Below are 26,946 nucleotides of genomic sequence, written 5' to 3' on the forward strand. Positions count from 1 at the left end.
GCGAAAAAAGGTGTTTTAAACAAAAATAAACAAAAGAGCCTTAAAAGTGATTTTATGGCTTTTTGTTTATTTTTGTTTTTTTCATTACTTTTTCAAAATGATATACAGATTAGTTCGTACGTACTGGTGTGATTAACTGGATAAATTGAACACCATCTTCTGTTGGTTCTAATGTAAACGGACGAATAGAAGAAATAAATTTCACTTTGATACTCATATCACCAAACGCACGTAACGCAGCTTTCATGTAATCAGGGTTAAAGGAAATATCCAAAGGATCCCCACTACTTGCCACATAATTCAGACTTTCTTCTACTTTTCCGATTTCAGGTGAGTTTCCATATAGAATCACCGCATCTGATTGGATGGATAAACGAACGATATTATTACGTCCTTCATGAGAAAGTAATGAGGCACGTTCAATCGCTGCAAGGAAACTTGGAACAGAAAATTCTACTTCTGTGTTGAAGCTTGAAGGAATCAACCGATTCGTATCGGGGTAGTTTCCTTCCAACAGACGGGAATAAAAATACATGTTTTCTGTTTTAAAGAGTACTTGGTTTTCCATGATACTGATCTCAACGATTTCTTCTTCATTTGTCAATGAACGAGATAATTCAGTCAGACTTTTACCAGGAATCACGATATCAAAATGATCAGCTGCTTGTTCAACTGGAATCACTCGTTGGCTTAGACGGTGGGAATCAGTTGCGACAGCCAAAAGAGAATTTCCTTCTAAAATAAAATGGACCCCTGTTAGAATTGGACGACTTTCATGTTGTGAGACAGCGAATACTGTTTCATTGATCAATTTCGTTAAGACATGTACCGGTAATTTCATTTGATTATGGCTTTCAACGACAGGTAAATGAGGGTAATTGTCTGCATCTAACCCATTTACTAAGAAGTTGGCTTTTCCTGAAGTAATGGCTACTTGTTTATTCTCTAAGACTTCAAGAGTAAAGGTGTCTTCTGGTAAGCGACGGATAATTTCACTAAAGAAACGAGCTTGTAACACAATTGCTCCAGTTGATTCAATTTGCATTTGGGCTTTTTCATTTTCAACAGATAAAAAAGTTTCAATAGAAATATCTGCATTACTCCCAGTTAGCGTTAATCCTTCTTGAGTCAAAGTAATTTTGACTCCAGTCAAGATTGGAATAGTGGTTTTACTTGAAATAGCACGTTGAACAGTTTGCAATTCTTGCATAAAACTTGCTCGATTTAAAGTTACTTTCATGTTGTGTCTCCTTTAAGCGTTTATTTATTATTAGTTAATATATAAATAATAAAAGTATTAGGTACTGTTGATTCTGTGGAAAACTAAAAAAATGCAAGAAATAAAAGAAAAAACAGCTGTGGAAAATCTGTGTATAACTTTTAGGCTTTTTTTGACTTTATCCACAAAGCGTTTTTTCGTTTTTCAAAGTTAATTTAATAAGAAATTTTTGATTTCGGATACTTCATTTTGCATGCTGACACTTGATTCCATTAATTGCTGGATTTTTTCGTGAGCATGAATCACTGTTGTATGGTCTTTCCCACCAAATTCAGCACCAATTTTTGGTAAAGAACTATCCGTTAGCTCTCTTGCTAAGTACATAGCGATTTGTCTCGGTACAACGATTGATTTGACACGTTTTTTTCCTTTTAGGTCTTTTAACTGAATATGATAATATTTCGCGACTTCTTCTTGGATCTGTAAGATAGATAATTGCGGATGACCTTTACCAGATTTTAGTGTTTTCAGTGCATCTGCAGCTAAACTAGTTGAGATATCTTCACTATTCATCGCAGCAAATGCTTGAACGCGAACGAGTGCTCCTTCTAATTCACGGATGTTTGAATCAATTTGTCCGGCAATGTAACTCAAGGTATCATCGGGTATTTCCAAACGTTCGGCTGCTGCTTTTTTACGTAAAATCGCAGTTCTCGTTTCTAAATCGGGTGGTGTGATATCAACTGACAATCCCCACGCAAAACGTGAAACCAAACGTTCTTGTAATTTTGGAATCTCATTTGGTAAACGATCACTCGTCAATACAATTTGTTTTCCTTCATTGTAGAGTGCATTGAAAGTATGGAAAAATTCTTCCTGTGTTGCTTCTTTTTCAGCAAAGAATTGAATATCATCGACCAACAAAAGATCGACGTTTCGGTATTCTTGGCGAAATTCCTCTGCAGTTTTGTTTTGGATCGAGTTAATAAAGTCATTGGCAAATGTTTCACTACTAACGTATTTGACCTTTGCATCAGGCTCGCTTAACAACATTTGATGTCCGATAGCATGCATCAAATGGGTTTTACCGAGGCCGACACCACCATAAAAGAACAAAGGATTATAAATGGAACCAGGGTCTTCTGCAACGACTAAAGCTGCCGCATGAGCCATTTGGTTTCCTTTACCGATAACGAAGGTATCAAATGTATATTTCGGGTTCAACATCGCCTTCTTTATTGGATTTGCAACAGGTATTTTAGGACTTTTAATTTCTTCGACGACTTCTTGCTCCACCTCTTCACCAGTTACAAACCTTGGAATGATCTCTTTTCCAGTTAGCATGTAACCAACTTCAACAATTTTGGTTGTTAGATTCTTTTCCCAATATTCTTTATGAATTTTACTTGGTACTTCGACGACTAATTGACTCTGATCCAATGAACGTGGATGAGCGGTTTCGATCCAAGTATTATAGCTCGCAGGTGAGAGATCCTTTTGATAAGTTGTTTTTAATTCGTTCCATAAAGCATCGAGGGATACCATATAAGGCTTCCTCCTTCATTAAAAAGTGAATAACTAGTACTAATTTATCATTTTTTCATATAGTTTTCCACAGAAAGAGCAGAAAAAATTTTTTATTTGAGATTATCCACAAAATTAAGAGAGAAAAAAACAAAAAAAATCACAACGAGGAAAAATACTTATCCACATCACTAATCAACAGGTGGATAAGTGTGTTTTAAAGACAGAAATCCCAGGTAGGTTGTGGATAAAAAATCTTTGTTTATCAAGGAGTTAAGCATTCAATTCACAGATAAATGACTGTTTGTGGATTACTTTTTTTACAGGTGTTTATTCTGTGTAAAAAACCCTAAAAATAATTGTGGATAAATCTTGTGTATAACTTTTTCCACAAACGAATCACACGAAAAAAACTAAACTGTGGAAAAATAGAATGCATAAATCCAGAAGTTTCCTTTCATTTTATATTGACAAATTACCTTGATTGTCGTTATACTATCAAAGTATGTCTGTGTTTTAACAGTAGATAAGAAATTTTGGAGGTGGAATACATGAAAAGAACATACCAACCAAATAAACGTAAACGTCAAAAAGTTCACGGATTCCGTAAACGTATGAGTACTAAAAATGGCCGTCGTGTTTTAGCAAGCCGTCGCCGTAAAGGAAGAAAAGTTCTTTCAGCTTAAGCCACTGGGGTTTCAGTGGTTTTTTTTATGCCCTTTTTTAGGGAAAAGCTGAAAGAATAAAGAGAAATATGTTATGATTATGGACGTAAGTGAAAGATAGAAAAGGAAAGAAAACGAATGAGAAAAGCGTATCGAGTCAAAAAAGAACGAGAGTTTCAAAACGTATTCCATACAGGAACGTCATTTGCTAATCGTAAATTTGTCGTTTACCGCTTAGAAAAAAAAGACCAGCCACATTTTCGTGTCGGGCTTTCAGTAGGTAAAAAAGTGGGCAATGCAGTATGTCGCAATGAGGTAAAACGTAAGATTCGTGCGGCGGTCTATTCTGTAAAAGAACAGATCGATCCGGAATTGGATTTTATCGTGATTGCAAGACCAAGTGTCAAGGGACTAACTTACGATGAGATTCGTTCCAATCTAGTCCATGTCTTAAAACTTGCAAAAATAATCGATAGAGAGGAAAAGAGTAAGTGAAGAAATACAAACGTTTACTTTTGATGGCAGGCATTATCAGTCTAGTCGTTGTCTTATCCGGTTGTGGAACTGGAGAAGTAAGTGCACAAAGCACAGGAATTTGGGATCGCTACATCGTTTATTATTTTGCAGAAGCGATCAAGGCATTGTCATTTGGAAATGCAGGGATTGGGATTATTTTATTCACTTTGATCATTCGTGTGATCTTGATGCCGTTGATGCATTTTCAAACAAAGAGTATGCGAAAAACCCAAGAACTTCAACCAAAATTAAAAGCACTACAACAAGAATATAGTTCAAAAGATCCTGAGACACAAAGTAAGTTACGTGAAGCGCAACAACGTTTATATGCGGAAAATAATGTGAACCCATATGCTGGTTGTTTACCGTTGTTAGTACAGATGCCGATTTTGATGGCGTTATGGCAATCGATTTCACGTGTGCCTGAATTAAAACAAGGAAACTTTTTATGGTTAAATCTAGGAACAGCAGATCCAACCTTTATTTTACCGATCCTTGCTGCGGTATTTACTTTTGCAAGTACGTATCTAAGTAGCATGAGTCAAATTGAATCAAATGCATCAATGAAGATCATGAATTTTGTGATGCCTGTGATGATCTTAGTTATGGGGGTCAACTTAGCAAGTGGTCTTTCATTATATTGGGTAATATCTAATGCTTTCCAAGTCGTTCAAACATTACTAATCAATAATCCATTTAAGATTAGAAAAGAGCGAGAAGAAGAAGCTCAACGTATTCGTGAAAAAGAACGTGCGTTGAAAAAAGCCATGAGTCCGAAGAAAAAACGTAAAAATAAGGGAGGGAATGCTAATGCCGATTTATGAAGCTGCGACAATTGATGAAGCAATCCAACTTGGTTTAAACGATTTAGGATTGGATAAAGAGAAAGTTGAAATTGAGATACTAGATGAAGGTAAGAAAGGATTTCTGGGGATCGGGCGTAAGAATGCTCGTCTTAAGATTGAACCTTCAATTAGTGAAACTGTTTCAGAAGCAATTGAAGAAACGGTAGAAGAAGTTTTAGAAGAACCTTTAGAAAAAACGATAGAAGAAACTGAAACCATTGAAGTCTTCACAGAAGACCAACCAGAAGAAGTAGAAACCAGTGAATTAGGCGATGAAGCAGCTTTAACGGAATTAGCAGTCTATCTCACGGATATTACCAAGCAATTAGATGCGCCAGCTTTAGTAAAAATGACCCGCGAAGCAAATACCGTCGTTTTTCAATTAGATACACAAAAACAAGGGATTTTAATTGGCAAACACGGCAAAACATTAAATGCGTTGCAGTATTTAGCCCAAGTTTTCATTCACCGTATTGCTAAAAATAAACTATCTGTAGTAGTAAACGTTGGTAATTATCGTGAAAAAAGACAAGAAATCATTCAACGCTTAGCAGATCGTACTGCCGAAAAAGCAATTAAATCCGGTCAACCAGTCTTCTTAGAACCAATGCCGGCATTTGAGAGAAAACAAATCCATGCGGCATTAAGCAAGAATGAATATGTGAAAACTCATTCTGAAGGAGACGAGCCTTATCGTTATCTAGTAGTAGAACCTGTAAAAAAACGATTATAAACACTAAAAGAGTTTCCTTCATTAACAAATGCTTGTTAATGAAATAATGCTTGATAAATAAGAGAAGTTTAAATCAATGAAGTAGCGAAAAAGTAAACTGATTACTTTTTCGCTACTTTATTTTTGTTGTGTTTTGCAAGAAATCTTTTTTTCTCTGTTTTCTAAAAAAAAGTTTCTTTCTCCAAAATAATCTATGTTACTGTGAATACGACTGGGGGGAAAGGAAGGGAAAAATGGAAGAGAAAAAAGAAAAAAATGATAAAAGATATCGAAAAAGCTCGTGAAAAATATGTAAAAAATGAACAAAAATATATTGCAGAAATGTCGCATGTCTTTAATCAAAAATGGAATTGGACTTCCAATATGCTGGATAATGAGGCTGGAGTAAAATATGATAACCTTATAGAGTATATGTATTTGTATAAAAAGGTAGTTGAAAAAAATCCTGAACAGTTTACAGAAAATGGTAGAGAACGAAAGAACTTAATAAACTCTTTAAACGGTAGTATAGGATGTAGTTACGATAACAAATATTTTAAGCCATGCATGAAAGACTTGGTAAATAATGATCCGGATAGTTTTTTAGTTATACCAATCATGTATAACCGAAGAACAGGCGATGTTCATAGTGTCAGCCTGCTTATTCAAAAAGAAGACAATAAAATTAAAGTGCGCGTTTGTAATAAAGGAGGTCAACTTGTACCTAATGAAGCGCCAAATGTTGATGGAAAAATTTCTCTTGAGCATTTAAATAAAATAGCGTCGTTTTATCAATGGGAAAACTGGAATGATTTTTCCGATAAAGAGAAATTAGACCTTTGGAAAGGCGTTAGTAAGGAGGATAAAGCAGAATGTGTAGAGAGTTTCGCAGCAGTAGAAAAATTGTGGGTAGATCTGGATACCAAACAATTAAAATCAATCTATGTATATGAGTTTGAAGAATCAAAAGAAAACATAGAAGCCATTTCAAAAGCTGTTCGTATAGGAAGATATGCTCCTACATGGCGAGATTTTTTAAGTTTGTCCCGAAAAGAAGGTGTGAGCTTTGGAAGCTTTTTTCAAGATAAATATATGTTGTTTTTTCATAAGACAACAGAATTTCCGTTAAAAGAGCTTCATCATCATGCATCAGAATGTAAGTTTGAAAATTATGTTGCAAGGTCACAAATGACAGGGGCATGTATCGTAAAAAATATAGGATTAGCATTCAAATATACACTAGGTTATAAAACTAAGGCAATTATTAAAGACAAAGAGTATGATCAATGTAAACAAATTGAGGGTATGGATGAAATGCTGCTAAAAGTTGCTAAAGATGAGGTCAAGAACCAGAGTTATAGTGATTTACTTGATCAGAATTACGCGTTTTTTCTTAAAAATAAAAAGAATTGGCGCAAGAGACGCCAAGCATGAAAATAGTAAAAAAGAATTGTTAATAGATGTTGTAAATGAAGCTGGAGAAAAAGTTGGAGACGTGCTTACAAACCAGTTTCTTATAAATCAGAAAGATGTTAAAAACGAGTTACATAATAGAAAAACGGGTGAAGAATACCTGAGAAAAGTTGCTGCTGTAAATAAAAAAGTTTCAAAAAAGAAAAAAGCAGAAAGACTAAACTCTGGATTGGAAAGATAGAGGTAAACCCTCCTGAATAGGGATAAAATAAATGTCGTTTTATCCTATAGTTGAAAATTCATTCAATCATACATAGAAGATCAGTTATATTGAGAAAAACAAAATTTAATGGTTGATATGCGTGGTTCTTTTTAGGAATCACATTGACAAACTTTTTTAAACAAAGTATATTTTATTAGAAATCATTCTTATCGGAGTATACGATGCTTAAGTAGTCTTACTTTGATAGAAAAAGCACATGGAGGTTAGCCTTCGTGTGTTTTTTTGTAGAACTGAGATGAGATAGCGATTTGTTTTGAATGGCTATTTTTTATGTTGAATAGTCGTGAAAAGGATCGCGACGATACAAAGGATGAAATAAAAAGAATGTACAATATCCTCAAATCAGAATGAATGTATAAATGAAAAAAATTTTTACGATATTGTAAAAAAGCAGAAGTTGTCAGAGTTCTCTATTTTCAATACTTGTGTCTTGTAACTAAATATGATAACCTATGTTCAGAATTTAATCATGGACAAGCAGTCAAAGTGCGAAGTTCACCATTTATTGTAAAGGGTGAAGTGGGCACTTTTTTTGTGCGTAAAATTAAAAAGGGAGTGAAAAAATGGCTGAAATTACTTTAGAATTTGATACGATTGCTGCAATTTCTACCCCACCAGGAGAAGGAGCGATCAGTATTGTTCGACTTAGTGGAGACCAAGCGGTAGCTTTAGCAGATAAAGTCTATCGTTGTGGCAAGAAAAGCTTATTGGAAGTACCTAGTCATACGATTCATTATGGGCATATTACTGATCCAAAGAATGAACAGATCATTGATGAAGTGATGGTTTCTGTTATGTTAGCACCTAAAACATTTACTCGTGAAGATGTCGTTGAAATCAATTGTCATGGTGGGATCGTAGTCGTAAATCAAATTTTACAACTGCTATTACGAGAAGGAGCAAGACTAGCTGAACCTGGAGAATTTACAAAAAGAGCTTTCTTAAATGGTCGTGTGGATCTTTCTCAAGCAGAAGCCGTGATGGATTTAATTCGGGCAAAAACGGACAAAGCAATGGGATTAGCTTTAAATCAATTAGATGGCAATCTTTCTTCGTTGATTCGTTCATTAAGACAAGAAATTTTAGAAACATTAGCACAAGTGGAGGTCAATATCGATTATCCTGAATACGATGATGTGGAAGAATTGACTACACGATTATTGCTTGAAAAAGCGACGATGATCCAACAAAGGATCCAAGCTTTACTTGCTACATCGAAACAAGGAAAAGTCTTGCGTGAAGGATTAAGTACAGCTATCATCGGTCGTCCAAATGTCGGAAAATCAAGCTTGTTGAATCACTTATTGCGAGAAGAAAAAGCAATTGTAACAGATATTGCGGGAACGACACGAGATGTCATCGAAGAATACGTGAACGTTCGTGGTGTACCATTGAAATTAATTGATACAGCAGGAATCCGTGAAACAGAAGATCTCGTTGAACAGATCGGAGTAGAAAGAAGTCGAAAAGCATTATCTGAATCGGATTTGATTTTATTGGTCTTGAATCAAAGTGAGCCACTGACCAGAGAAGACGAGCAGCTTTTAGAAGCCACTAACGGTTTGAAACGGATTGTACTTTTAAATAAAACAGATTTGCCGCAAAAGTTAGAAAAAGAAGAACTTGATCAGTGGTTAGAAGATGAACCGGTGTTTGCCGTTTCTGTGGCTAAAAATGATGGTTTAGATCAATTAGAAACAGCTATCGCTGATTTATTCTTTGGTGGGCAAACCGGTGAAAGAGATGCTACGTATGTATCAAATACCAGACATATTGCTCTACTTGAAAAAGCATCAATTTCATTAGCAGAAGTAGTTGCTGGGATTGAAGCAGGGATGCCTGTAGATCTTGTTCAAATCGATATGACACGCTGTTGGGACTACTTAGGGGAAGTCGTTGGAGACAGTGTACAAGATGAATTAATCACTCAATTATTCAGTCAATTCTGTTTAGGAAAATAAAAGGAGGAAATGTACTTGAATCATTATCAAGCAGATACTTATGACGTCATCGTTGTAGGGGCAGGACATGCTGGTTCAGAAGCAGCGTTGGCTGCAGCCAGAATGGGCTCCAAAACGTTATTACTAACTATCAACCTAGACATGGTAGCGTTCATGCCATGTAACCCTTCAGTCGGAGGACCAGCAAAAGGTGTCGTAGTGAGAGAAATCGATGCTCTTGGTGGCGAAATGGGTAAAAATATCGATAAAACGTACATTCAAATGAGAATGTTAAACACAGGAAAAGGGCCTGCTGTGCGTGCTTTAAGAGCGCAAGCAGACAAGCATGCTTATTCCGCAGAAATGAAGCATACGATAGAAAAAGAACCTAATTTGACGTTGCGTCAAGGAATCGTCGAAGAATTAATCGTCGAAGAGGGCGTTTGTCGAGGTGTGGTGACGTCAACTGGTGCTTGCTACCAAGCAAAAGCTGTTGTTATTACTGCTGGTACAGCTTTACGAGGCGAGATCATCATTGGAGAATTGAAGTATTCATCTGGACCAAATAATTCACAGCCTTCTGTTGGATTAGCTAATAATCTAAAAGAATTAGGTTTTGCGATTGATCGTTTCAAAACAGGAACACCTCCTCGGGTTAAATCAAGTACGATTGATTATTCAGTGACTGAAGAGCAACCTGGCGATAAAGAACCAAATCATTTTAGTTTTAGCACGCCAGATAGTGCGTACAACTTAGAACAAGAATCTTGCTGGTTGACTTATACCGGTGAAACGACTCATAAAATCATACGTGATAACTTGCATCGTGCACCGATGTTTACTGGAATCGTTGAAGGTGTGGGCGCTCGCTATTGTCCATCGATTGAAGATAAGATCGTACGTTTTGCAGATAAACCAAGACATCAATTGTTTTTAGAACCAGAAGGCTTGCATACGGAAGAAGTATACGTTCAAGGATTATCGACTTCATTACCAGAAGATGTCCAAGTGGATATGCTACACTCTATCGCAGGACTGGAAAAAGTTGAAATGATGCGTACGGGATATGCGATCGAATATGATGTTGTCGAACCCCATCAATTACGTCCAACGCTCGAAACGAAAGTCATCGAAAACCTTTATACTGCAGGTCAAACGAATGGGACTAGTGGTTATGAAGAAGCAGCGGGCCAAGGTCTGATTGCTGGAATCAATGCAGCGCTCAAAGTCCAAGGAAAAGAGCCTTTGATCATCAAACGCAGTGACGGTTATATTGGTGTTATGATTGATGACCTAGTGACTAAAGGAACCAATGAACCTTATCGCTTGCTCACTTCACGTGCTGAATATCGTTTATTATTGCGTCATGACAATGCAGATCTACGTTTGACGGAGATGGGACACCAAGTAGGTTTAGTCAAAGAAGACCAATACCAAGCTTATCTGAAAAAGAAAGCTGCTGTTGAAGCAGAAATTAAACGTTTGATGACTGTCCGGATCAAACCGACAGAAGAAGTCCAAGCATTTTTGGCAACTATCAATGCTGCGCCATTAAAAGACGGGGTTTTAGCGAGTGACTTTTTGAAGCGACCTGAAATTAGCTACAGCGATTTAATGTTGTTTATTCCGGAAAATGAAGCATTGACAGCGAAAGAAATTGAACAAGTTGAAATTCAGATTAAGTACGAAGGATACATTAAAAAAGCACTTGAAAAAGTAGAAAAATTAAAACGAATGGAAGCCAAAAAAATACCAGAAAATATCGACTACGCAGCAATTAATGGATTGGCTACAGAAGCAAAACAAAAACTACAAAAAATCCAACCAGAAACCATCGCTCAAGCTAGCCGTATCAGTGGTGTAAACCCCGCTGATCTAAGTATTTTGATGGTCTACATCGAACAAGGGAAGATTGCGAAAGTGGAAAACCTCTGATTTACGGTTTTCCAGAAGTAGCTACATTGGAAAATTAGCCGAAGATTTCAAAAAATAGGAGGAACTATTTTTGGATTCTCCGGCTTATTTCTCAGAGCTAGATACTCCTGTTGGAATCTCTAGAAGATAGTTTTTTTTCGTCTTTTTAGCAACGATACCAGTAAAGAGAAATCTTAGCACCATCAATGGATAGGAAGTATTTTGCTTTTTGTCCATTTTTTGATGGTGTAAATCTCCTTTTTTCAGGGCACAATTCAATTGGGTAGGTTGAGCTAGAATTGATGGGAAATTACCTCGTAAGTCTCGAGTCTCCTCCTATTTATAGACTGAGCCAAAAATTTGAGAAGTATCAAGTAGGTAACAATCAACAGCAAAAACTAGTGTTTGTGTTTTCTGTCAATTTCTGGAAATTCTTTCTTCTTTCTTGATGCTAAACACTTTTGTCTCAACCCCCACTTAATTTTTTATGAAAAATAAAGAAATTGTTGTTATACTAAATGATGTTGATAGAAACGAGAGCGAAACATTGGAGCCTCAACATCTAAATAAAGATAGAAGAAAGGAGCGATTGGTTGTTCAAAACTTATTTTCGTTTTAATAAGATTCAAGATAACCCATTTCGTATCATGAACCTGATGCTATTGATTTTTATCGTACTATGGTTAGGATACATAAACCAGAATTTCTTGATTTCAAGTTTTTCTTCATTAGGGATCTTTACTTTTTTCTATTATCAAAATATACCCATGAAACATTTAATTAAGCGCATGTTTTTCATTGGTTGTGGACTTTTATTTGCCTTTGTATTAGGAATGTTATCAACCTATGTTTTATGGTTGGAACCTTTTGCTGTAGCTGTAGTGGCTTTTGCCAGCCGGTTTATTTTGCGGTTGTTCCATATTTCAAAACCAGGTGGCTTATTTTTTGCGATGCTTTCGGCGATGGGAACAAGTATGCAGTTACCGATTGATCATTTGCCAATGGTTTCTCTTTATTTTTTCATGGGGGTCATGTTTTCATTGATTGCTGCAGTTATCACCAAGTTACTTGATTCACGTCCAGAACAAGCCATTGAACAAATCTCTTTAAAAGAGAGATTCCAAGAAGAACCGTTAGTAATCATTGATTCTGTTTTCTACAGTGTTGCTTTATTTCTTTCCGTCTATATTAGTCACGGATTGCAGTTACACAATCCTTACTGGTTAACTCTTTCTTGTGCTTCTATTCTTTTAGCTGAGAATTTGGATGCAATGAAACATCGGCAAGTACAATATTTGATTGGTTCCATGGGGGGCTTATGTGTGTCGGCTGTTTTATCCTTTGTACCATTTACTCAGTTACAAACGATTTTTCTGATCACTTTTCTTTACGGTATCTCACAATTTTTGGTTGCTAGAAATTATGCGGTTGCCAACATTTTTCTTAATCCGATGGCACTGATGTTATCGACACTAATTCGTGGGGCCTACTTGATATCCTTGATCGAATATCGCTTTTTGGGAATCGTTATCGGAAGTTTTATTGGTTTAGGTGCTGCATGGGTCATGACCGTTGGGTTACAGCACTATCTCAATGTTGTGCGGAGAAAATTAGAGACAAAATAATAAATAAAAGTATATACAAAAAAAGCCAGTTCGTTTTTGAAGTGAGGATCAAAGACGAGCTGATTTTTTTAACCCATACATTTGATATGTGTTCATTTTTTGTTTAAATTTGAATAAAAAATCAACTGGCGTTAAAAATTAGAGATAACCTAGTTAAGGCATTTATTTTTTTTAATTACTTACATATAGAAGGATGTGTACTTCCTAGTGCTTCCTTTTTAATTTTTTAAAACCTCCTATAAATTTACCGGTAGAAAGATTGCAACTCGGTTCATTTTGCGTTAAAGTAAAAAGAGATTTCGTGAAACAATTGCTGTTTCACAATGAAAGGATTAATTATGACACCAGAAGAATTTCGTCAAGCATTGGCAGATAAAGACATCCATTTATCTGATCAACAAATGAGTCAATTTGAACGTTACTATCAGTGGTTAGTTGAGTGGAACGAAAAAATGAATTTAACAGCCATCACGGAAAAAAATGACGTTTATTTGAAGCATTTCTATGATTCATTAACGTTAGCTTTTGAGGTGGACTTTTCTCAGCCTCTTTCACTTTGTGACGTAGGTTCAGGCGCAGGTTTTCCGAGTATTCCACTGAAAATTGCGTTTCCTAACTTACAGATCACGATCGTTGATTCACTGAATAAACGAATCAACTTCTTAACGGAATTAACAAAAGAACTTGGTATCACAGCGGCACTTCACCACGATCGTGCCGAGACATTTGGTCAAAATCCTCAATTCCGAGCTTCATTTGACTTAGTGACTGCTCGCGCTGTAGCAAGATTGAATGTTTTAGCAGAACTATGTTTGCCTCTAGTGAAGCAAGAAGGATACTTTTATGCGCTGAAAGCTGCAAAAAGCGAAGAAGAACTAATAGAAGCCAAGCATGCGATCGCAATCTTAGGGGGAAAGTTTATCAAAGAAGATGCGATAGAATTACCGAAAATATCTGACAAGCGACATATTTTGGTAATCCAAAAGAAGAAAGTCACCCCGAAAAAATACCCAAGAAAACCTGGTATGCCAAATAAGCAACCAATCAAGTAGGAGGAGAAGAGATGGCACAAATAATATCTGTTGCAAACCAAAAAGGTGGCGTAGGTAAAACGACGACCACTGTTAACTTAGGTGCTTGCTTAGCTAGTCTTGGTAAAAGAGTCTTGTTAGTGGATATGGATGCACAAGGCAATGCCACAAGTGGTGTCGGTATTCGAAAACCAGATGTTACTCAAGATATTTATGATGTCTTAGTCAATGAGCTACCGATTGCCGAAGCAACTCTTGTTACCGAACATGAAAATTTGAGTATTGTGCCTGCCACTCTTCAATTAGCAGGAGCAGAAATCGAATTAACTTCAATGATGGCCAGAGAGTCTCGCTTGAAAGGTTCTTTAGCCGAAGTGAACGATCAATATGATTATATTCTGATTGATTGCCCACCTTCATTAGGTCATTTGACTATTAATTCATTTACAGCTAGCGATTCTATTCTGATCCCAGTGCAATGTGAATATTATGCATTAGAAGGATTGAGTCAATTACTCAATACAGTTCGTTTAGTTCAAAAGCATTTCAATCCAGAATTGGAGATTGAAGGCGTCTTACTTACAATGTATGATGCACGTACGAACTTAGGAAATGAAGTCGTGGAAGAAGTCCGAAAGTATTTCCGTGAGAAGGTCTATGAAACGATTATTCCAAGAAATATTCGTCTTTCAGAAGCACCAAGTCATGGAATGCCGATCATTGATTATGATCCACGTTCTAGAGGAGCTGAAGTTTACCAAGCATTGGCAAAGGAAGTGGTTAACCGTGAAGAAAAGTAAAGGATTAGGACGAGGGATCGATGCGTTATTTCAAGATTTAGAGAATTTAGAAACTGTGGATGTTGAAGATGAAACAGTTGTACAATTACCACTAAACGAATTACGCCCTAACCCTTATCAACCACGTAAAACATTTGAAGAAGTCTCGCTTCAAGAATTGGCAAACTCCATTGAGCAATCAGGCGTGTTTCAACCGATTATCGTCCGTCGTTCGGCAGTAAAAGGATATGAAATCATTGCTGGTGAACGTCGTTTCCGAGCTTCTAAGTTAGCAGAAAAAGCGACCATCCCTGCAATTGTTCGTGACTTTGATGAAGAAGCAATGATGCAAGTCGCTGTTTTGGAAAACTTGCAACGTGAAGACTTGAACCCATTAGAAGAAGCTGAAGCCTATGATATGCTGATGAAAAATCTTAAACTTACGCAAGCAGAAGTAGCGAAACGCTTAGGTAAAAGTCGTCCATATATCGCAAACTATCTCCGACTGTTAACGTTACCTGATTTAGTGAAGGAAATGGTCCAAGATCAACGATTATCGATGGGACAAGCTCGTACCTTATTAGGTCTAAAAAACAAAAGTTTGATTCTAAAATTAGCGAATCGAGCAGTTATGGAGAATCTAACGGTTCGTCAGTTGGAACAAATTGTTTCGCAATTAAATCAAAACGATGGGAAAGAAAAAAAGAAAATCCCTCGACTAGCAAAAGAAAAGCCTTATTATATACGTGAAAGTGAAGACCGCTTGATGGATAAGTTTGGTACAAGTGTTGCTATCCAAGAAAAAGACGGTAAAGGAAAGATTGAAATTGAGTACCTTTCGCAAAATGATTTGACAAGAATCCTTGATATCCTTAATATTCAATTCGATGAAGAATAAGTAATAGGAAAGAAGCGTTCAATTCAGACCAATCAACCTTAATTTTTACGATCACTATATGAATATCAAAAAAGACGTGGGAACCGTTCTTAAGAGAAATGACTAAAGGAGGGGACTTTTATGTACGACTTACATGATATTGTTGAAATGAAAAAACCTCATGCTTGTCAGACCAACCGTTGGGAAATCATCCGCATGGGAGCGGACATCAAAATCAAATGCGTCAATTGCGGGCACATCGTTATGATGACTCGTCGAGAATTTGAGAAAAAATTAAAAAAAGTACTTGAAAAAAATGCAGAGAAAGAGTGAATAAATCTATGGCATTAACTGCTGGAATTGTTGGATTACCCAATGTCGGTAAATCAACTTTATTTAACGCAATCACCAAAGCTGGAGCAGAAGCAGCGAACTATCCTTTTGCAACCATTGATCCGAATGTAGGAATGGTAGAAGTTCCCGATTGGCGTTTACAACGCTTAACTGAACTTGTTCATCCTAAAAAAACCGTGCCAACAACATTTGAATTTACGGATATTGCAGGAATCGTTAAAGGTGCAAGTAAAGGGGAAGGCTTGGGAAATCAATTTCTAAGTCATATCCGCCAAGTTGATGCGATTTGTCATGTGGTCCGTTGTTTCGATGATGACAACATCACACATGTTGAAGGACGAGTTGACCCATTAGCGGATATTGATACGATCAATCTAGAATTAGTATTGGCAGATCTGGAATCGATCACTAAACGCTATACTCGAGTAGCAAAAATCGCAAAAACGAAAGATAAAGATGCAGTTGCTGAATTAGCTGTTTTAGATAAAATCAAGCCAGTCCTGGAAGAAGGACGTTCAGCTCGCTCTATCGAATTTACGGACGAAGAACAAAAAATCGTTAAATCATTGTTTTTATTGACTACCAAACCAATCTTATATGTAGCAAACGTTGCAGAAGATGAAGTAGCAGATAGCGATACGAATCACTACGTTCAAGCTGTACGTAATTTTGCTGCCGAAGAAAATGCAGAAGTTATCGTAGTCAGCGCACGTGCAGAGGAAGAAATTGCTGAACTAGATGAAGAAGATAAAGCAGAATTCTTAGAAGCTTTAGGAATTGAAGAGTCTGGATTAGATCAATTAATTCGTGCAGCTTATGATTTGCTAGGATTAGCTACGTACTTTACAGCAGGAGAACAAGAAGTTCGGGCTTGGACATTTAAAAAAGGCATCAAAGCACCTCAAGCAGCTGGGATTATCCATTCAGACTTTGAGCGTGGATTTATCCGTGCGGAAACTGTTTCTTTTGAAGATCTAGATCATTATGGAAATATGCATGCTGCCAAAGAAGCTGGCCGTGTTCGTCTAGAAGGTAAAGACTATGTAGTCCAAGATGGCGACGTTATGTTATTCCGTTTTAATGTATAAAAGGGCTATCAAACGATACGTATAGTATGTTAGAATGTCTTTTGTGACAACCGTTAAAGTAGCGGCTAAGGAGGACTATTTAGATCATGGAATCAGAACAATTACGTGAAATTGTAAAAGAAAACAATCAATTAGAAGAAAAATTAACTAAAAGAAACCAACAATATATTTTTGACTTAAAAAAATCTTTAGAAGCAGCTAATCTATCCGAAGAGGAAAAGGTAAAAGCACTTCATGACATCCTTCCAACCTTAGTGTCTGAACAAAAAGGTGGAAAAACAGCCAGACAATTATTTGGAACTGTCTCTGAAAGAACTGAAGCAATTATCAACAAACCAGTTGAAGCAAAGGTAAATTCTAAACCACTATTGATGTGGCTAGACAATACATTCCTGTTATTAGGTTTGTTGAGTATCATGATTGCTATTACCGGATTGTTTTCACGTGGAACAACGCCAGCTTATGGAATCACAACTTTGGTCTTCGGATCAGCTGTTGGTGGTTGGGTATTTTACCTGATGTATAAATACATTTATCAATATGAGTATCCGGGAGCAGATCGTAGTAAAAAGCCAGGTATGGGTAAAACATTGTTGATCTTAACTGGAACTACATTGGTCTGGGTGGTTGCCTTTTCCGCTACCACACTTCTTCCTCCAGTACTGAATCCGTTGTTAGATCCAGTAGTTATCATCATTATTGGGGCTGCTGCACTAGCTTTGCGTTATTACATGAAGAAAAAATATGGAATCGTTGGAAGTTTATCTGTACCTAGAAGATAATTCGTTAAAGTACGATTCGATGTATATCAATGATGAGGGATCATTATTTGAAACAGTTGTTTGTTTTGAATAGTGGTCTCTTATTTTTTATGGAGAAATGGTTAAAACAGAAAGAACAAAAATTTGAGAAACTTGGTAAATTTAATCAGTAGCTTCTCTTAAAAGAGTTTCTCGTTATTAACCATATATGACTTGTGATGGAAACGCTTATAATAAGGATATTCTTAGAAACAGTCCGGATTATGGGAAGACGGTTGACTTAATAGAAAAAATCGATTATTTTAATAGATAAACTAAAAACTAGAGGAGTGGTACTAAAAATGTCCAACTGGGAAACAAAGTTCACGAAAAAAGGGTTTACTTTCGATGATGTCTTACTGATACCAGCAGAAAGTCACGTGTTACCAAACGAAGTGGATATGAGTGTACAATTAGCAAAAAATATTAAGTTGAATATCCCGATCATCAGTGCAAGTATGGACACTGTAACTGATAGTAAGATGGCTATTGCGATGGCTAGACAAGGTGGATTAGGTGTTATTCATAAAAATATGACAATTAGTCAACAAGCAGACGAAGTGCGCAAAGTCAAACGTTCTGAAAGTGGTGTGATCATTGATCCATTTTTCTTAACACCGCAACATCTTGTAGCAGATGCAGAAGAATTGATGAGCAAATATCGAATTAGCGGTGTACCGATCGTTGAGACTTTAGAAAACAGAAAACTTGTTGGTATTATTACGAACCGTGACATGCGCTTTGTAACTGATTATCATATGGAAATCAATGATGTGATGACCAAAGAAAACTTAGTAACAGCCCCAGTCGGTACTTCTCTAAAAGACGCAGAAAAAATATTGCAAAAACATAAAATTGAAAAATTACCTATCGTTGACAACGATGGTTGTTTAAGTGGATTGATCACAATCAAAGATATTGAAAAAGTGATTGAATTTCCCAACGCTGCCAAAGATGAACATGGACGTCTACTTGTAGCTGCTGCTGTTGGTGTAACAAGTGATACATTTGAGCGTGCAGGTGCCTTGTTGGAAGCAGGAGCAGATGCGATCGTTATTGATACAGCACATGGTCATAGTGCTGGAGTGATTCGTAAAATCCAAGAAATTCGTTCTACCTTTAAAGATGCTACTTTGATTGCCGGTAACGTAGCGACAGCGGAAGCAACAAAAGCATTATATGATGCTGGTGTGGATGTCGTAAAAGTCGGTATCGGACCAGGATCAATTTGTACAACACGTGTGGTTGCCGGTGTAGGTGTACCACAATTAACAGCGATTTATGATGCTGCTTCTGTCGCACGACAATATGGCAAAGCAATTATTGCTGATGGCGGAATCAAATATTCAGGTGATATCGTCAAAGCATTAGCTGCTGGAGGACATGCCGTCATGTTAGGTAGTATGTTGGCCGGTACAGATGAATCTCCAGGTGAATTTGAGATTTTCCAAGGACGACGTTTTAAAACTTATCGTGGTATGGGTTCATTGGGCGCAATGGAAAAAGGTTCAAAAGATCGTTATTTCCAAGGTAGCGTCAATGAAGCGAATAAATTAGTACCAGAAGGAATCGAAGGACGTGTGGCCTACAAAGGAAGCGTTGCGGATATTATCTTCCAAATGATCGGTGGATTAAAATCTGGTATGGGTTATGTTGGGGCAGGCAACTTGAAACAATTGCGTGACGAAGCACAATTCATCCAAATGAGTGGCAATGGGTTGAAAGAATCCCATCCACATGATGTCCAAATCACAAAAGAAGCACCTAACTATTCAGTAGAATCTTAATAAAAAAGAGATAAAAGTAGTGGGAAATCTAGCAGAATGCCAGATTTAAAGTAACAATGCTCGATTTATGAACATCAAAGTTAGTAGAATCTTACTAGCTTTGGTGTTTTTTTGTTGTCAGCGGATGCGATAGTTCTATCTAATTGATTGATTTAATTTCAAACCTGTATCTTTGATGTGGATCGTTTGATCAAACAAATATATGACAGATGAATTTGTCTTTTAACATTTTAGATTAGAAGTTTTAGGGAGTCTACCCGCATTTTTGTCTGGTTCGTTGTTTTTTGAAAAAAAGTCTAGGACGAATAGAATCTCTATCCGTCCTAGACTTTAGCGTCATCCTTTTTATGATTTAAAGTAATAGCAAGATTTCTCTCCATCAACATTATTTGACAAAGAGCCTAGTTTTTATTGTGTTATCAGTCCACTTTTTGATCTAGCTCTATTTATTTGATTACTTTTAAATTTCCCATGTAAGGAACTAATACTTCTGGAACAGTCACTGATCCATCTTCATTTTGGTAGTTTTCAAGGATCGCTGCGACAGTTCGGCCGACTGCAAGTCCTGAACCATTCAGTGTATGAGCATAGTGGATTTTTCCGTCTGCATCACGGTAACGGATCATTGCGCGTCGTGCTTGGAAATCTTCACAGTTTGAACATGAGCTGATTTCACGATATGTTTCTTGTGCAGGGATCCATACTTCTAAGTCATATGTTTTGGCAGCAGAGAAGCCCATATCTCCAGTAGATAATGCTACTACACGGTAAGGTAAATGTAATTTTTGTAGAATATCTTCAGCATCGGCTGTCATTTTTTCTAGCTCATCATAAGAATGTTCTGCATCAGAGAATTTGACCATTTCTACTTTATTAAATTGGTGTAAACGAATCAATCCTCGAGTATCACGGCCGGCACTCCCTGCTTCCGAACGAAATGCGGGACTAAGAGCAGTGAAATAAATCGGTAAATCTTGCCCATCTAAGATCTCATCGTTGTAATAGTTTGTTAATGGAACTTCCGCTGTTGGGATCAATGTCAAATCTGTATCTTCTAATTGGAAAACATCTTCTTTAAACTTAGGAAATTGCCCAGTTCCGAACATAGCCCGACTATTTACGATATAAGGAGTAATCATTTCTGTATAGTCATGTTCATAGATGTGTTGATCTAGCATAAAGTTATAAACGGCACGTTCTAAGCGAGCACCTAATCCTTTATAGTAAACAAAACGACTTCCAGAAACTTTTGCCCCTCTTTCAAAGTCTAAGATACCTAAGTTTTCAGCGATTTCCCAATGTGGTTTCGGTTCAAATGAAAAATTACGAGGCGTGTTCCAACGACGAACTTCCACGTTGTCCTCTTCGTCTTTTCCAACAGGTACAGAATCATCTGGTAAATTTGGTAAGGTAGTCGCAATTTGATGTAACTTTTCATCTACTTGCGCTACTTCTTCATCAAGAGCTTTAATGTTGCCCCCAACTTCTTTCATTTCATTGATTTTAGCTGTTGCATCTTCTTTGTTCCGTTTTAATTGCGCAATTTCTGCTGAAACATCATTACGATATTTTTTTAATTCTTCCGTTTTAACAAGTAATTTTCGACGACTTTCATCTAATTCCATAAATTCAGCTAAGGTTTCTTTTTTGACCCCACGAGTCATTAATTTTTCTTGAACATAATCAAAATTTTGACGCATCATTTTTACATCTAACATTGCAATTCCTCCTTAAATATAATAAAAAAAGACCAATCCATCCCTCAATTATCTTGGGACGAATCGGTCTAACATTCGCGGTACCACCCGAGTTCAACATATAAATATGCTGCTCTTGTTAACAGATAACGGCTGTTTTACCGACCTTTCTTATTTCGAAAGGTACACATCAAAGAACTGGAACTTCCAAACTTATTTTTTGCTGATTTACACCATCCATCAGCTCTCTTGAAAAAAATAAAATGTACTGGGTTCTGTGCTATATAGATATGATATATAGAAATGATTGTAATAAGAATATCGGATATTTTAATTTTCGTCAATATGTTCCTGACTTTTGATTGGTAATTTTTCATTTCTTTTTATTGGGAGATGCATGATGAATGAAGTCCAGTGTTTATCAGATTTAGCATAAATATAACCACCATGTAAAGCAACGATACTTTGAGCAATGGCTAAACCTAAACCCGTCCCACCGGTTTCTTGTGAACGAGACTCTTCTACTCGGTAAAAACGGTCAAAAAGATTATCGATTGATTCTCGAGGAATCATAGCTCCATTGTTTTTTACTGTCGCAACGACTTCTGAGCCAACTTTTTCGACTTCAATGACAATTTTTGTAGCGCCTTTGCCGTATTTTAAAGCATTCGTCAGTAAATTATTAAAGACACGAACTAGTTTTTCAGTGTCCCCATCCATAGTTAATGATGGAACCTGTGATGATACAAGGATTTGGATATGCTTTTTTGATGCTTCTAATTCAAAATCAGCAGCTAGTTGTTCAATTAGCTGGATCAGATCAAAAGCCGAAAAATTGACCGGAACAGCTGGTTGTCTGACTTTAGTATACTCAAAAAGATCATCCACTAGTAATTTCATTTGTTTTGCTTTGATATAAGCTGTATGGGTATACTTCAAAAGATCCTCTTTTGTTTGATACTGACCATCTTCGATTAATCCTAAGTAACCAATAATAGAGGTTAAAGGGGTACGGATATCGTGACTCACATTAGTAATCAATTCATCTTTTGATTTTTCAATTTTCCGTTCATCTTCGATCGCAGCTACTGTACTATCGACTAAACCATTAATGCTTGTTACTACACGACTAAGATCACCTGTTAATTCAAAAGGGATCCGATGGTCATAATTACCATTAGCGATATAGTGAAGCTCGCTAATAATATGACGTAGTTGCATTTGTCGGTAGCGACGGATTAACCGCCAGTATAATACGCCGATATCTAAAAGAAAGAAAAGGGGAATCAGAAAATTTCGGCCGTTCCAAAATAAATCACTATTCAATCGTTGAGCAAAAATATTTTTTGAATCCCAAATCGCATTAGTCAATGAAGGGGAACTACTAATTATTGAAGTAAGGACAACCAAAATCGCAACATTTAATAGTAGAAGGAGAATCACGGTGATAATACCTTCTGCTAATAACTCACTGATTTCCTTAGAAGTTAGATTGATTCGTCGCCGTTTTTCTGTTCCTCTTTTTTTATCTTGCATCAATTTTATAGCCCACTCCCCAAACGGTTTGAATGACTTTTTCTCCACCAGTTGCTTCTTCGATCTTATCTCTCAAATGACTAACATGGACCATAACAGTTTTTGCGGAAACAATACTTTCTTGTTTCCATACACGCTCAAAGATTTCATCTGCACTGAACACACGATTAGGATGACTTGCTAATAAGTATAGAATCCCAAATTCTAATGCTGTGAGCTGAATCTCTTTCCCATCAATTGTTTTTACTTCATGGGAATCTTTGTTAATAATCAAAGAGTTTACTTCTAATATATCCGGTTGATCCGGTGTGATTTGCATTTTTGTTCGACGAAGCAAAGATTTTACGCGTGCCATAACTTCTAAAGGATTAAATGGTTTTGTAACATAATCATCAGCACCAGCAACAAGCCCTTTAATTTTATCCATATCGGTTGTTTTTGCTGTCAACATGATAATCGGGATTTGCGATTCCTTTCGTAATTCTTTAACGACCTGCATGCCATCCATTTCAGGCATCATAATATCCAAAATCAATAACTCAATATCAGGTATCGTTCGAATCTTTGATAATGCTTCTTTCCCATCATAAGCCTTAACAGCTTCGTATCCTTCATTGTGAACATAAATACTTAGTAATTCAACAATTTCTTTATCATCATCAGCAATTAATATTTTCATAGATTGTTCCTCCAGAGTTAGAATGATACTATTTACTATTCATTCTAGCAAAAAAATGTCTAAATAGATAAAAGCAACACTTTGTTAAGGAAAATTTTAGAAGGTAAGAGCTAAGTGAAGTGGCTCATTAATAGAAAACTGAACAATCGCAATGCTGAGAAGGCTATCATTAATGAAAAACATGTTAAAAGCGAACGTTTCTCACTTATAGGATTAGAACGATCGATTACGCTAAAAATGTTGATAAAACAGCTTTTTTCTTATTGACTTTTATTTTTGCTGTTGGTATATTATTATTTGTTCGAAAGAGCAAAGATCGCTAGTGAAAATAGTTAAAATAAACTGTTGACAGAGGGATCACACCATGATAAGATAACTGAGTCGTAAAAAAACGACAGCTTACGAAGTTTGATTCTATCGAAAAAAACTTCAAAAAAGTTGTTGACAAATAACAAACGACGAGTTATGATAAATGAGTTGCTGAAACACTTCTAAAAAACGAAGTCAAAAAAACTTTTAAAAAAAGAGTTGACAAACAAACGTCGCTCTGATATGATATAAAAGTTGCTACGGCAATCTCAACTGATTAGCATTTAATCAAGTAGACCTTTGAAAACTGAACAAAGTAAAGACAAACCAAATGTGTAGGGCGTCTTGATTGATTCAAGACAACAAACATTTTTAACAAGCAAGCAATATGCTAGCAAACAATTGAGCTTAACAATCGCAAGATTGTTCGAACTTTTTATGAGAGTTTGATCCTGGCTCAGGACGAACGCTGGCGGCGTGCCTAATACATGCAAGTCGAACGCTTCTTTTTTCCACCGGAGCTTGCTCCACCGGAAAAAGAGGAGTGGCGAACGGGTGAGTAACACGTGGGTAACCTGCCCATCAGAAGGGGATAACACTTGGAAACAGGTGCTAATACCGTATAACAATCGAAACCGCATGGTTTTGATTTGAAAGGCGCTTTCGGGTGTCGCTGATGGATGGACCCGCGGTGCATTAGCTAGTTGGTGAGGTAACGGCTCACCAAGGCGACGATGCATAGCCGACCTGAGAGGGTGATCGGCCACATTGGGACTGAGACACGGCCCAAACTCCTACGGGAGGCAGCAGTAGGGAATCTTCGGCAATGGACGAAAGTCTGACCGAGCAACGCCGCGTGAGTGAAGAAGGTTTTCGGATCGTAAAACTCTGTTGTTAGAGAAGAACAAGGATGAGAGTAACTGTTCATCCCTTGACGGTATCTAACCAGAAAGCCACGGCTAACTACGTGCCAGCAGCCGCGGTAATACGTAGGTGGCAAGCGTTGTCCGGATTTATTGGGCGTAAAGCGAGCGCAGGCGGTTTCTTAAGTCTGATGTGAAAGCCCCCGGCTCAACCGGGGGAGGGTCATTGGAAACTGGGAGACTTGAGTGCAGAAGAGGAGAGTGGAATTCCATGTGTAGCGGTGAAATGCGTAGATATATGGAGGAACACCAGTGGCGAAGGCGGCTCTCTGGTCTGTAACTGACGCTGAGGCTCGAAAGCGTGGGGAGCAAACAGGATTAGATACCCCTGGTAGTCCACGCCGTAAACGATGAGTGCTAAGTGTTGGAGGGTTTCCGCCCTTCAGTGCTGCAGCTAACGCATTAAGCACTCCGCCTGGGGAGTACGACCGCAAGGTTGAAAACTCAAAAGGAATTGACGGGGGCCCGCACAAGCGGTGGAGCATGTGGTTTAATTCGAAGCAACGCGAAGAACCTTACCAGGTCTTGACATCCTTTGACCACTCTAGAGATAGAGCTTCCCCTTCGGGGGCAAAGTGACAGGTGGTGCATGGTTTGTCGTCAGCTCGTGTCGTGAGATGTTGGGTTAAGTCCCGCAACGAGCGCAACCCTTATTGTTAGTTGCCATCATTTAGTTGGGCACTCTAGCAAGACTGCCGGTGACAAACCGGAGGAAGGTGGGGATGACGTCAAATCATCATGCCCCTTATGACCTGGGCTACACACGTGCTACAATGGGAAGTACAACGAGTCGCAAAGTCGCGAGGCTAAGCTAATCTCTTAAAGCTTCTCTCAGTTCGGATTGTAGGCTGCAACTCGCCTACATGAAGCCGGAATCGCTAGTAATCGCGGATCAGCACGCCGCGGTGAATACGTTCCCGGGCCTTGTACACACCGCCCGTCACACCACGAGAGTTTGTAACACCCGAAGTCGGTGAGGTAACCTTTTGGAGCCAGCCGCCTAAGGTGGGATAGATGATTGGGGTGAAGTCGTAACAAGGTAGCCGTATCGGAAGGTGCGGCTGGATCACCTCCTTTCTAAGGAATATTACGGAGACTACACTGTTTGTTTTTCACTTTGTTCAGTTTTGAGAGGTTTACTCTCAAAGATATATTTTTGTTCATTGAAAACTGGATATTTGAAGTAAATTAGTAATACAAACCGAGAACACCGCGTTGAATTTGAAAGCTAAACAAATCGTTTAGCCTCAAGCAAAATAGGCGGACGGCAATGAAATCTTGATTTCATTAGACGGTCGATCTTTTTGCCGAAGAGGCTGATTTGTGAGCTGGATAGAGTTTTTTAATAAGTTCAATTGCTTATTTTCTTGATCGGACTTCTATCGCTAGAAGAAAGATCAAAACCCAACCGTAAGGTTGATAAGGTTAAGTGAATAAGGGCGCACGGTGGATGCCTTGGCACTAGGAGCCGATGAAGGACGGGACTAACACCGATATGCTTTGGGGAGCTGTACGTAAGCTATGATCCAGAGATTTCCGAATGGGGGAACCCAGCATCTTTTATAGGATGTTACGTTTGCGTGAATACATAGCGCATTCGAGGTAGACGCAGAGAACTGAAACATCTAAGTACCTGCAGGAAGAGAAAGAAAATTCGATTCCCTGAGTAGCGGCGAGCGAAACGGGAAAAGCCCAAACCAATGAGCTTGCTCATTGGGGTTGTAGGACTCCAATATGGTAGTTCTTTCAGATAGTCGAATGACTTGGAAAAGTCAGTCAAAGAGGGTAAAAACCCCGTAGATGAAATTTGGAAGGCACCTAGGAGGATCCTGAGTACGGCGGAACACGAGGAATTCCGTCGGAATCCGGGAGGACCATCTCCCAAGGCTAAATACTCCCTAGTGACCGATAGTGAACCAGTACCGTGAGGGAAAGGTGAAAAGCACCCCGGAAGGGGAGTGAAATAGAACCTGAAACCGTGTGCCTACAACAAGTCAAAGCCCGTTAATGGGTGATGGCGTGCCTTTTGTAGAATGAACCGGCGAGTTACGATTGCATGCGAGGTTAAGTTGAAGAGACGGAGCCGCAGCGAAAGCGAGTCTGAATAGGGCGTTTGAGTATGTAGTCGTAGACCCGAAACCATGTGATCTACCCATGTCCAGGTTGAAGGTGCGGTAAAACGCACTGGAGGACCGAACCCACGTACGTTGAAAAGTGCGGGGATGAGGTGTGGGTAGCGGAGAAATTCCAAACGAACTTGGAGATAGCTGGTTCTCTCCGAAATAGCTTTAGGGCTAGCCTCGGAATTGAGAATGATGGAGGTAGAGCACTGTTTGGACTAGGGGCCCATCTCGGGTTACCGAATTCAGATAAACTCCGAATGCCATTCATTCATATCCGGGAGTCAGACTGTGAGTGATAAGATCCATA

21 protein-coding genes, 2 rRNA genes and 1 other annotated feature (1 of these 24 running past the window's edge) are annotated in these 26,946 nt (G+C 37.9%); of the genes, 18 read left to right on the forward strand and 5 right to left on the reverse strand.

All coding sequences use genetic code 11. The annotated features are described in order from the left end of the window. Positions 1–109: 109 nt before the first annotated feature. Together dnaN and dnaA are read right to left on the reverse strand one after the other, a co-directional pair. On the reverse strand, positions 110–1,240 hold the full coding sequence (dnaN, locus tag EHR_RS04470) for a DNA polymerase III subunit beta (protein WP_010720503.1): 1,131 nt from the start codon (positions 1,238–1,240) through the stop codon (positions 110–112). Between the two features lie 189 nt (positions 1,241–1,429). Beyond that, positions 1,430–2,764, reverse strand: coding sequence for a chromosomal replication initiator protein DnaA (dnaA, locus tag EHR_RS04475; protein WP_010720504.1), 1,335 nt, complete (start codon positions 2,762–2,764; stop codon positions 1,430–1,432). Between the two features lie 530 nt (positions 2,765–3,294). Here dnaA and rpmH point away from each other — a divergent pair. The 16 genes from rpmH (at position 3,295) to guaB (ending at position 19,372) form a co-directional block, all read left to right on the forward strand. Beyond that, positions 3,295–3,429, forward strand: a complete 135-nt coding sequence (gene rpmH / locus EHR_RS04480; protein WP_002293121.1) for a 50S ribosomal protein L34 — start codon at positions 3,295–3,297, stop codon at positions 3,427–3,429. A gap of 117 nt (positions 3,430–3,546) precedes the next feature. Beyond that, the gene (gene rnpA, locus EHR_RS04485; protein WP_010720505.1) at positions 3,547–3,903 is read left to right on the forward strand and encodes a ribonuclease P protein component; all 357 of its coding nucleotides are present in this window, start codon (positions 3,547–3,549) and stop codon (positions 3,901–3,903) included. Next, the gene (locus EHR_RS04490; RefSeq protein WP_014834377.1) at positions 3,900–4,748 is read left to right on the forward strand and encodes a YidC/Oxa1 family membrane protein insertase; all 849 of its coding nucleotides are present in this window, start codon (positions 3,900–3,902) and stop codon (positions 4,746–4,748) included. The genes rnpA and EHR_RS04490 overlap by 4 nt, the downstream gene beginning before the upstream one ends. Continuing rightward, entirely contained in the window at positions 4,735–5,502 is a 768-nt protein-coding gene (gene jag, locus EHR_RS04495) for an RNA-binding cell elongation regulator Jag/EloR (RefSeq protein ID WP_010736774.1), read from the forward strand. Before EHR_RS04490 ends, jag begins: the two co-directional genes overlap by 14 nt. Positions 5,503–5,757: 255 nt before the next feature. Continuing rightward, positions 5,758–6,915 (forward strand): hypothetical protein, encoded by a 1,158-nt coding sequence (locus tag EHR_RS04500; protein WP_014834378.1) that lies wholly within the window; start codon positions 5,758–5,760, stop codon positions 6,913–6,915. Positions 6,916–6,931: 16 nt separating this feature from the next. After that, positions 6,932–7,135, forward strand: coding sequence for a hypothetical protein (locus EHR_RS04505; RefSeq protein WP_014834379.1), 204 nt, complete (start codon positions 6,932–6,934; stop codon positions 7,133–7,135). A 605-nt stretch (positions 7,136–7,740) separates the two neighbouring features. Beyond that, positions 7,741–9,138: a tRNA uridine-5-carboxymethylaminomethyl(34) synthesis GTPase MnmE gene (gene mnmE, locus EHR_RS04510; protein WP_010736772.1), complete on the forward strand. Its 1,398-nt coding sequence runs from the start codon at positions 7,741–7,743 to the stop codon at positions 9,136–9,138. A gap of 15 nt (positions 9,139–9,153) precedes the next feature. Next, the gene (gene mnmG, locus EHR_RS04515; protein WP_010720510.1) at positions 9,154–11,052 is read left to right on the forward strand and encodes a tRNA uridine-5-carboxymethylaminomethyl(34) synthesis enzyme MnmG; all 1,899 of its coding nucleotides are present in this window, start codon (positions 9,154–9,156) and stop codon (positions 11,050–11,052) included. Between the two features lie 572 nt (positions 11,053–11,624). Then, the gene (locus tag EHR_RS04520; protein WP_010736771.1) at positions 11,625–12,656 is read left to right on the forward strand and encodes an FUSC family protein; all 1,032 of its coding nucleotides are present in this window, start codon (positions 11,625–11,627) and stop codon (positions 12,654–12,656) included. Between the two features lie 338 nt (positions 12,657–12,994). Continuing rightward, positions 12,995–13,708 carry a 16S rRNA (guanine(527)-N(7))-methyltransferase RsmG gene (gene rsmG / locus EHR_RS04525; protein WP_010720513.1) on the forward strand — a complete coding sequence of 238 codons (714 nt, stop codon included), beginning with the start codon at positions 12,995–12,997 and terminating at the stop codon, positions 13,706–13,708. Positions 13,709–13,719: 11 nt separating this feature from the next. Further along, positions 13,720–14,487, forward strand: a complete 768-nt coding sequence (locus tag EHR_RS04530) for a ParA family protein (RefSeq protein WP_010736770.1) — start codon at positions 13,720–13,722, stop codon at positions 14,485–14,487. After that, positions 14,474–15,364 carry a ParB/RepB/Spo0J family partition protein gene (locus EHR_RS04535; protein WP_010720515.1) on the forward strand — a complete coding sequence of 297 codons (891 nt, stop codon included), beginning with the start codon at positions 14,474–14,476 and terminating at the stop codon, positions 15,362–15,364. Before EHR_RS04530 ends, EHR_RS04535 begins: the two co-directional genes overlap by 14 nt. 120 nt (positions 15,365–15,484) lie before the next feature. After that, the gene (locus EHR_RS04540) at positions 15,485–15,676 is read left to right on the forward strand and encodes a DUF951 domain-containing protein (protein WP_010720516.1); all 192 of its coding nucleotides are present in this window, start codon (positions 15,485–15,487) and stop codon (positions 15,674–15,676) included. Between the two features lie 8 nt (positions 15,677–15,684). Further along, positions 15,685–16,785 carry a redox-regulated ATPase YchF gene (gene ychF, locus EHR_RS04545; protein ID WP_010720517.1) on the forward strand — a complete coding sequence of 367 codons (1,101 nt, stop codon included), beginning with the start codon at positions 15,685–15,687 and terminating at the stop codon, positions 16,783–16,785. Between the two features lie 86 nt (positions 16,786–16,871). Next, positions 16,872–17,567 (forward strand): DUF1129 domain-containing protein, encoded by a 696-nt coding sequence (locus EHR_RS04550; protein WP_010720518.1) that lies wholly within the window; start codon positions 16,872–16,874, stop codon positions 17,565–17,567. Between the two features lie 320 nt (positions 17,568–17,887). After that, positions 17,888–19,372: an IMP dehydrogenase gene (gene guaB, locus EHR_RS04555; protein WP_010720519.1), complete on the forward strand. Its 1,485-nt coding sequence runs from the start codon at positions 17,888–17,890 to the stop codon at positions 19,370–19,372. Between the two features lie 446 nt (positions 19,373–19,818). Here the strand turns inward: guaB and serS are convergent, their stop codons facing one another. From serS to croR, 3 genes are all read right to left on the reverse strand, one after another. Then, complete coding sequence (serS, locus tag EHR_RS04560) at positions 19,819–21,090, reverse strand: serine--tRNA ligase (RefSeq protein ID WP_010736769.1); 1,272 nt, start codon at positions 21,088–21,090, stop codon at positions 19,819–19,821. A gap of 51 nt (positions 21,091–21,141) precedes the next feature. Further along, positions 21,142–21,355, reverse strand: a binding site (T-box leader). A gap of 44 nt (positions 21,356–21,399) precedes the next feature. After that, the gene (locus EHR_RS04565) at positions 21,400–22,608 is read right to left on the reverse strand and encodes a sensor histidine kinase (protein ID WP_025480278.1); all 1,209 of its coding nucleotides are present in this window, start codon (positions 22,606–22,608) and stop codon (positions 21,400–21,402) included. Continuing rightward, positions 22,595–23,284, reverse strand: a complete 690-nt coding sequence (gene croR, locus EHR_RS04570) for a response regulator transcription factor CroR (protein WP_010736768.1) — start codon at positions 23,282–23,284, stop codon at positions 22,595–22,597. The genes EHR_RS04565 and croR overlap by 14 nt, the downstream gene beginning before the upstream one ends. Positions 23,285–24,027: 743 nt before the next feature. On the opposite strand from croR, the gene EHR_RS04575 reads away from it, so the two are divergent. Together EHR_RS04575 and EHR_RS04580 are read left to right on the forward strand one after the other, a co-directional pair. After that, a 16S ribosomal RNA gene (locus tag EHR_RS04575) occupies positions 24,028–25,593 on the forward strand. 346 nt (positions 25,594–25,939) lie between these two features. Beyond that, a 23S ribosomal RNA gene (locus EHR_RS04580) occupies positions 25,940–26,946 on the forward strand; it runs 1,907 nt beyond the window's last position. Together the 16S and 23S rRNA genes form the textbook arrangement of a ribosomal RNA operon.

Source organism: Enterococcus hirae ATCC 9790, assembly GCF_000271405.2.
Lineage (GTDB): Bacteria > Bacillota > Bacilli > Lactobacillales > Enterococcaceae > Enterococcus_B > Enterococcus_B hirae.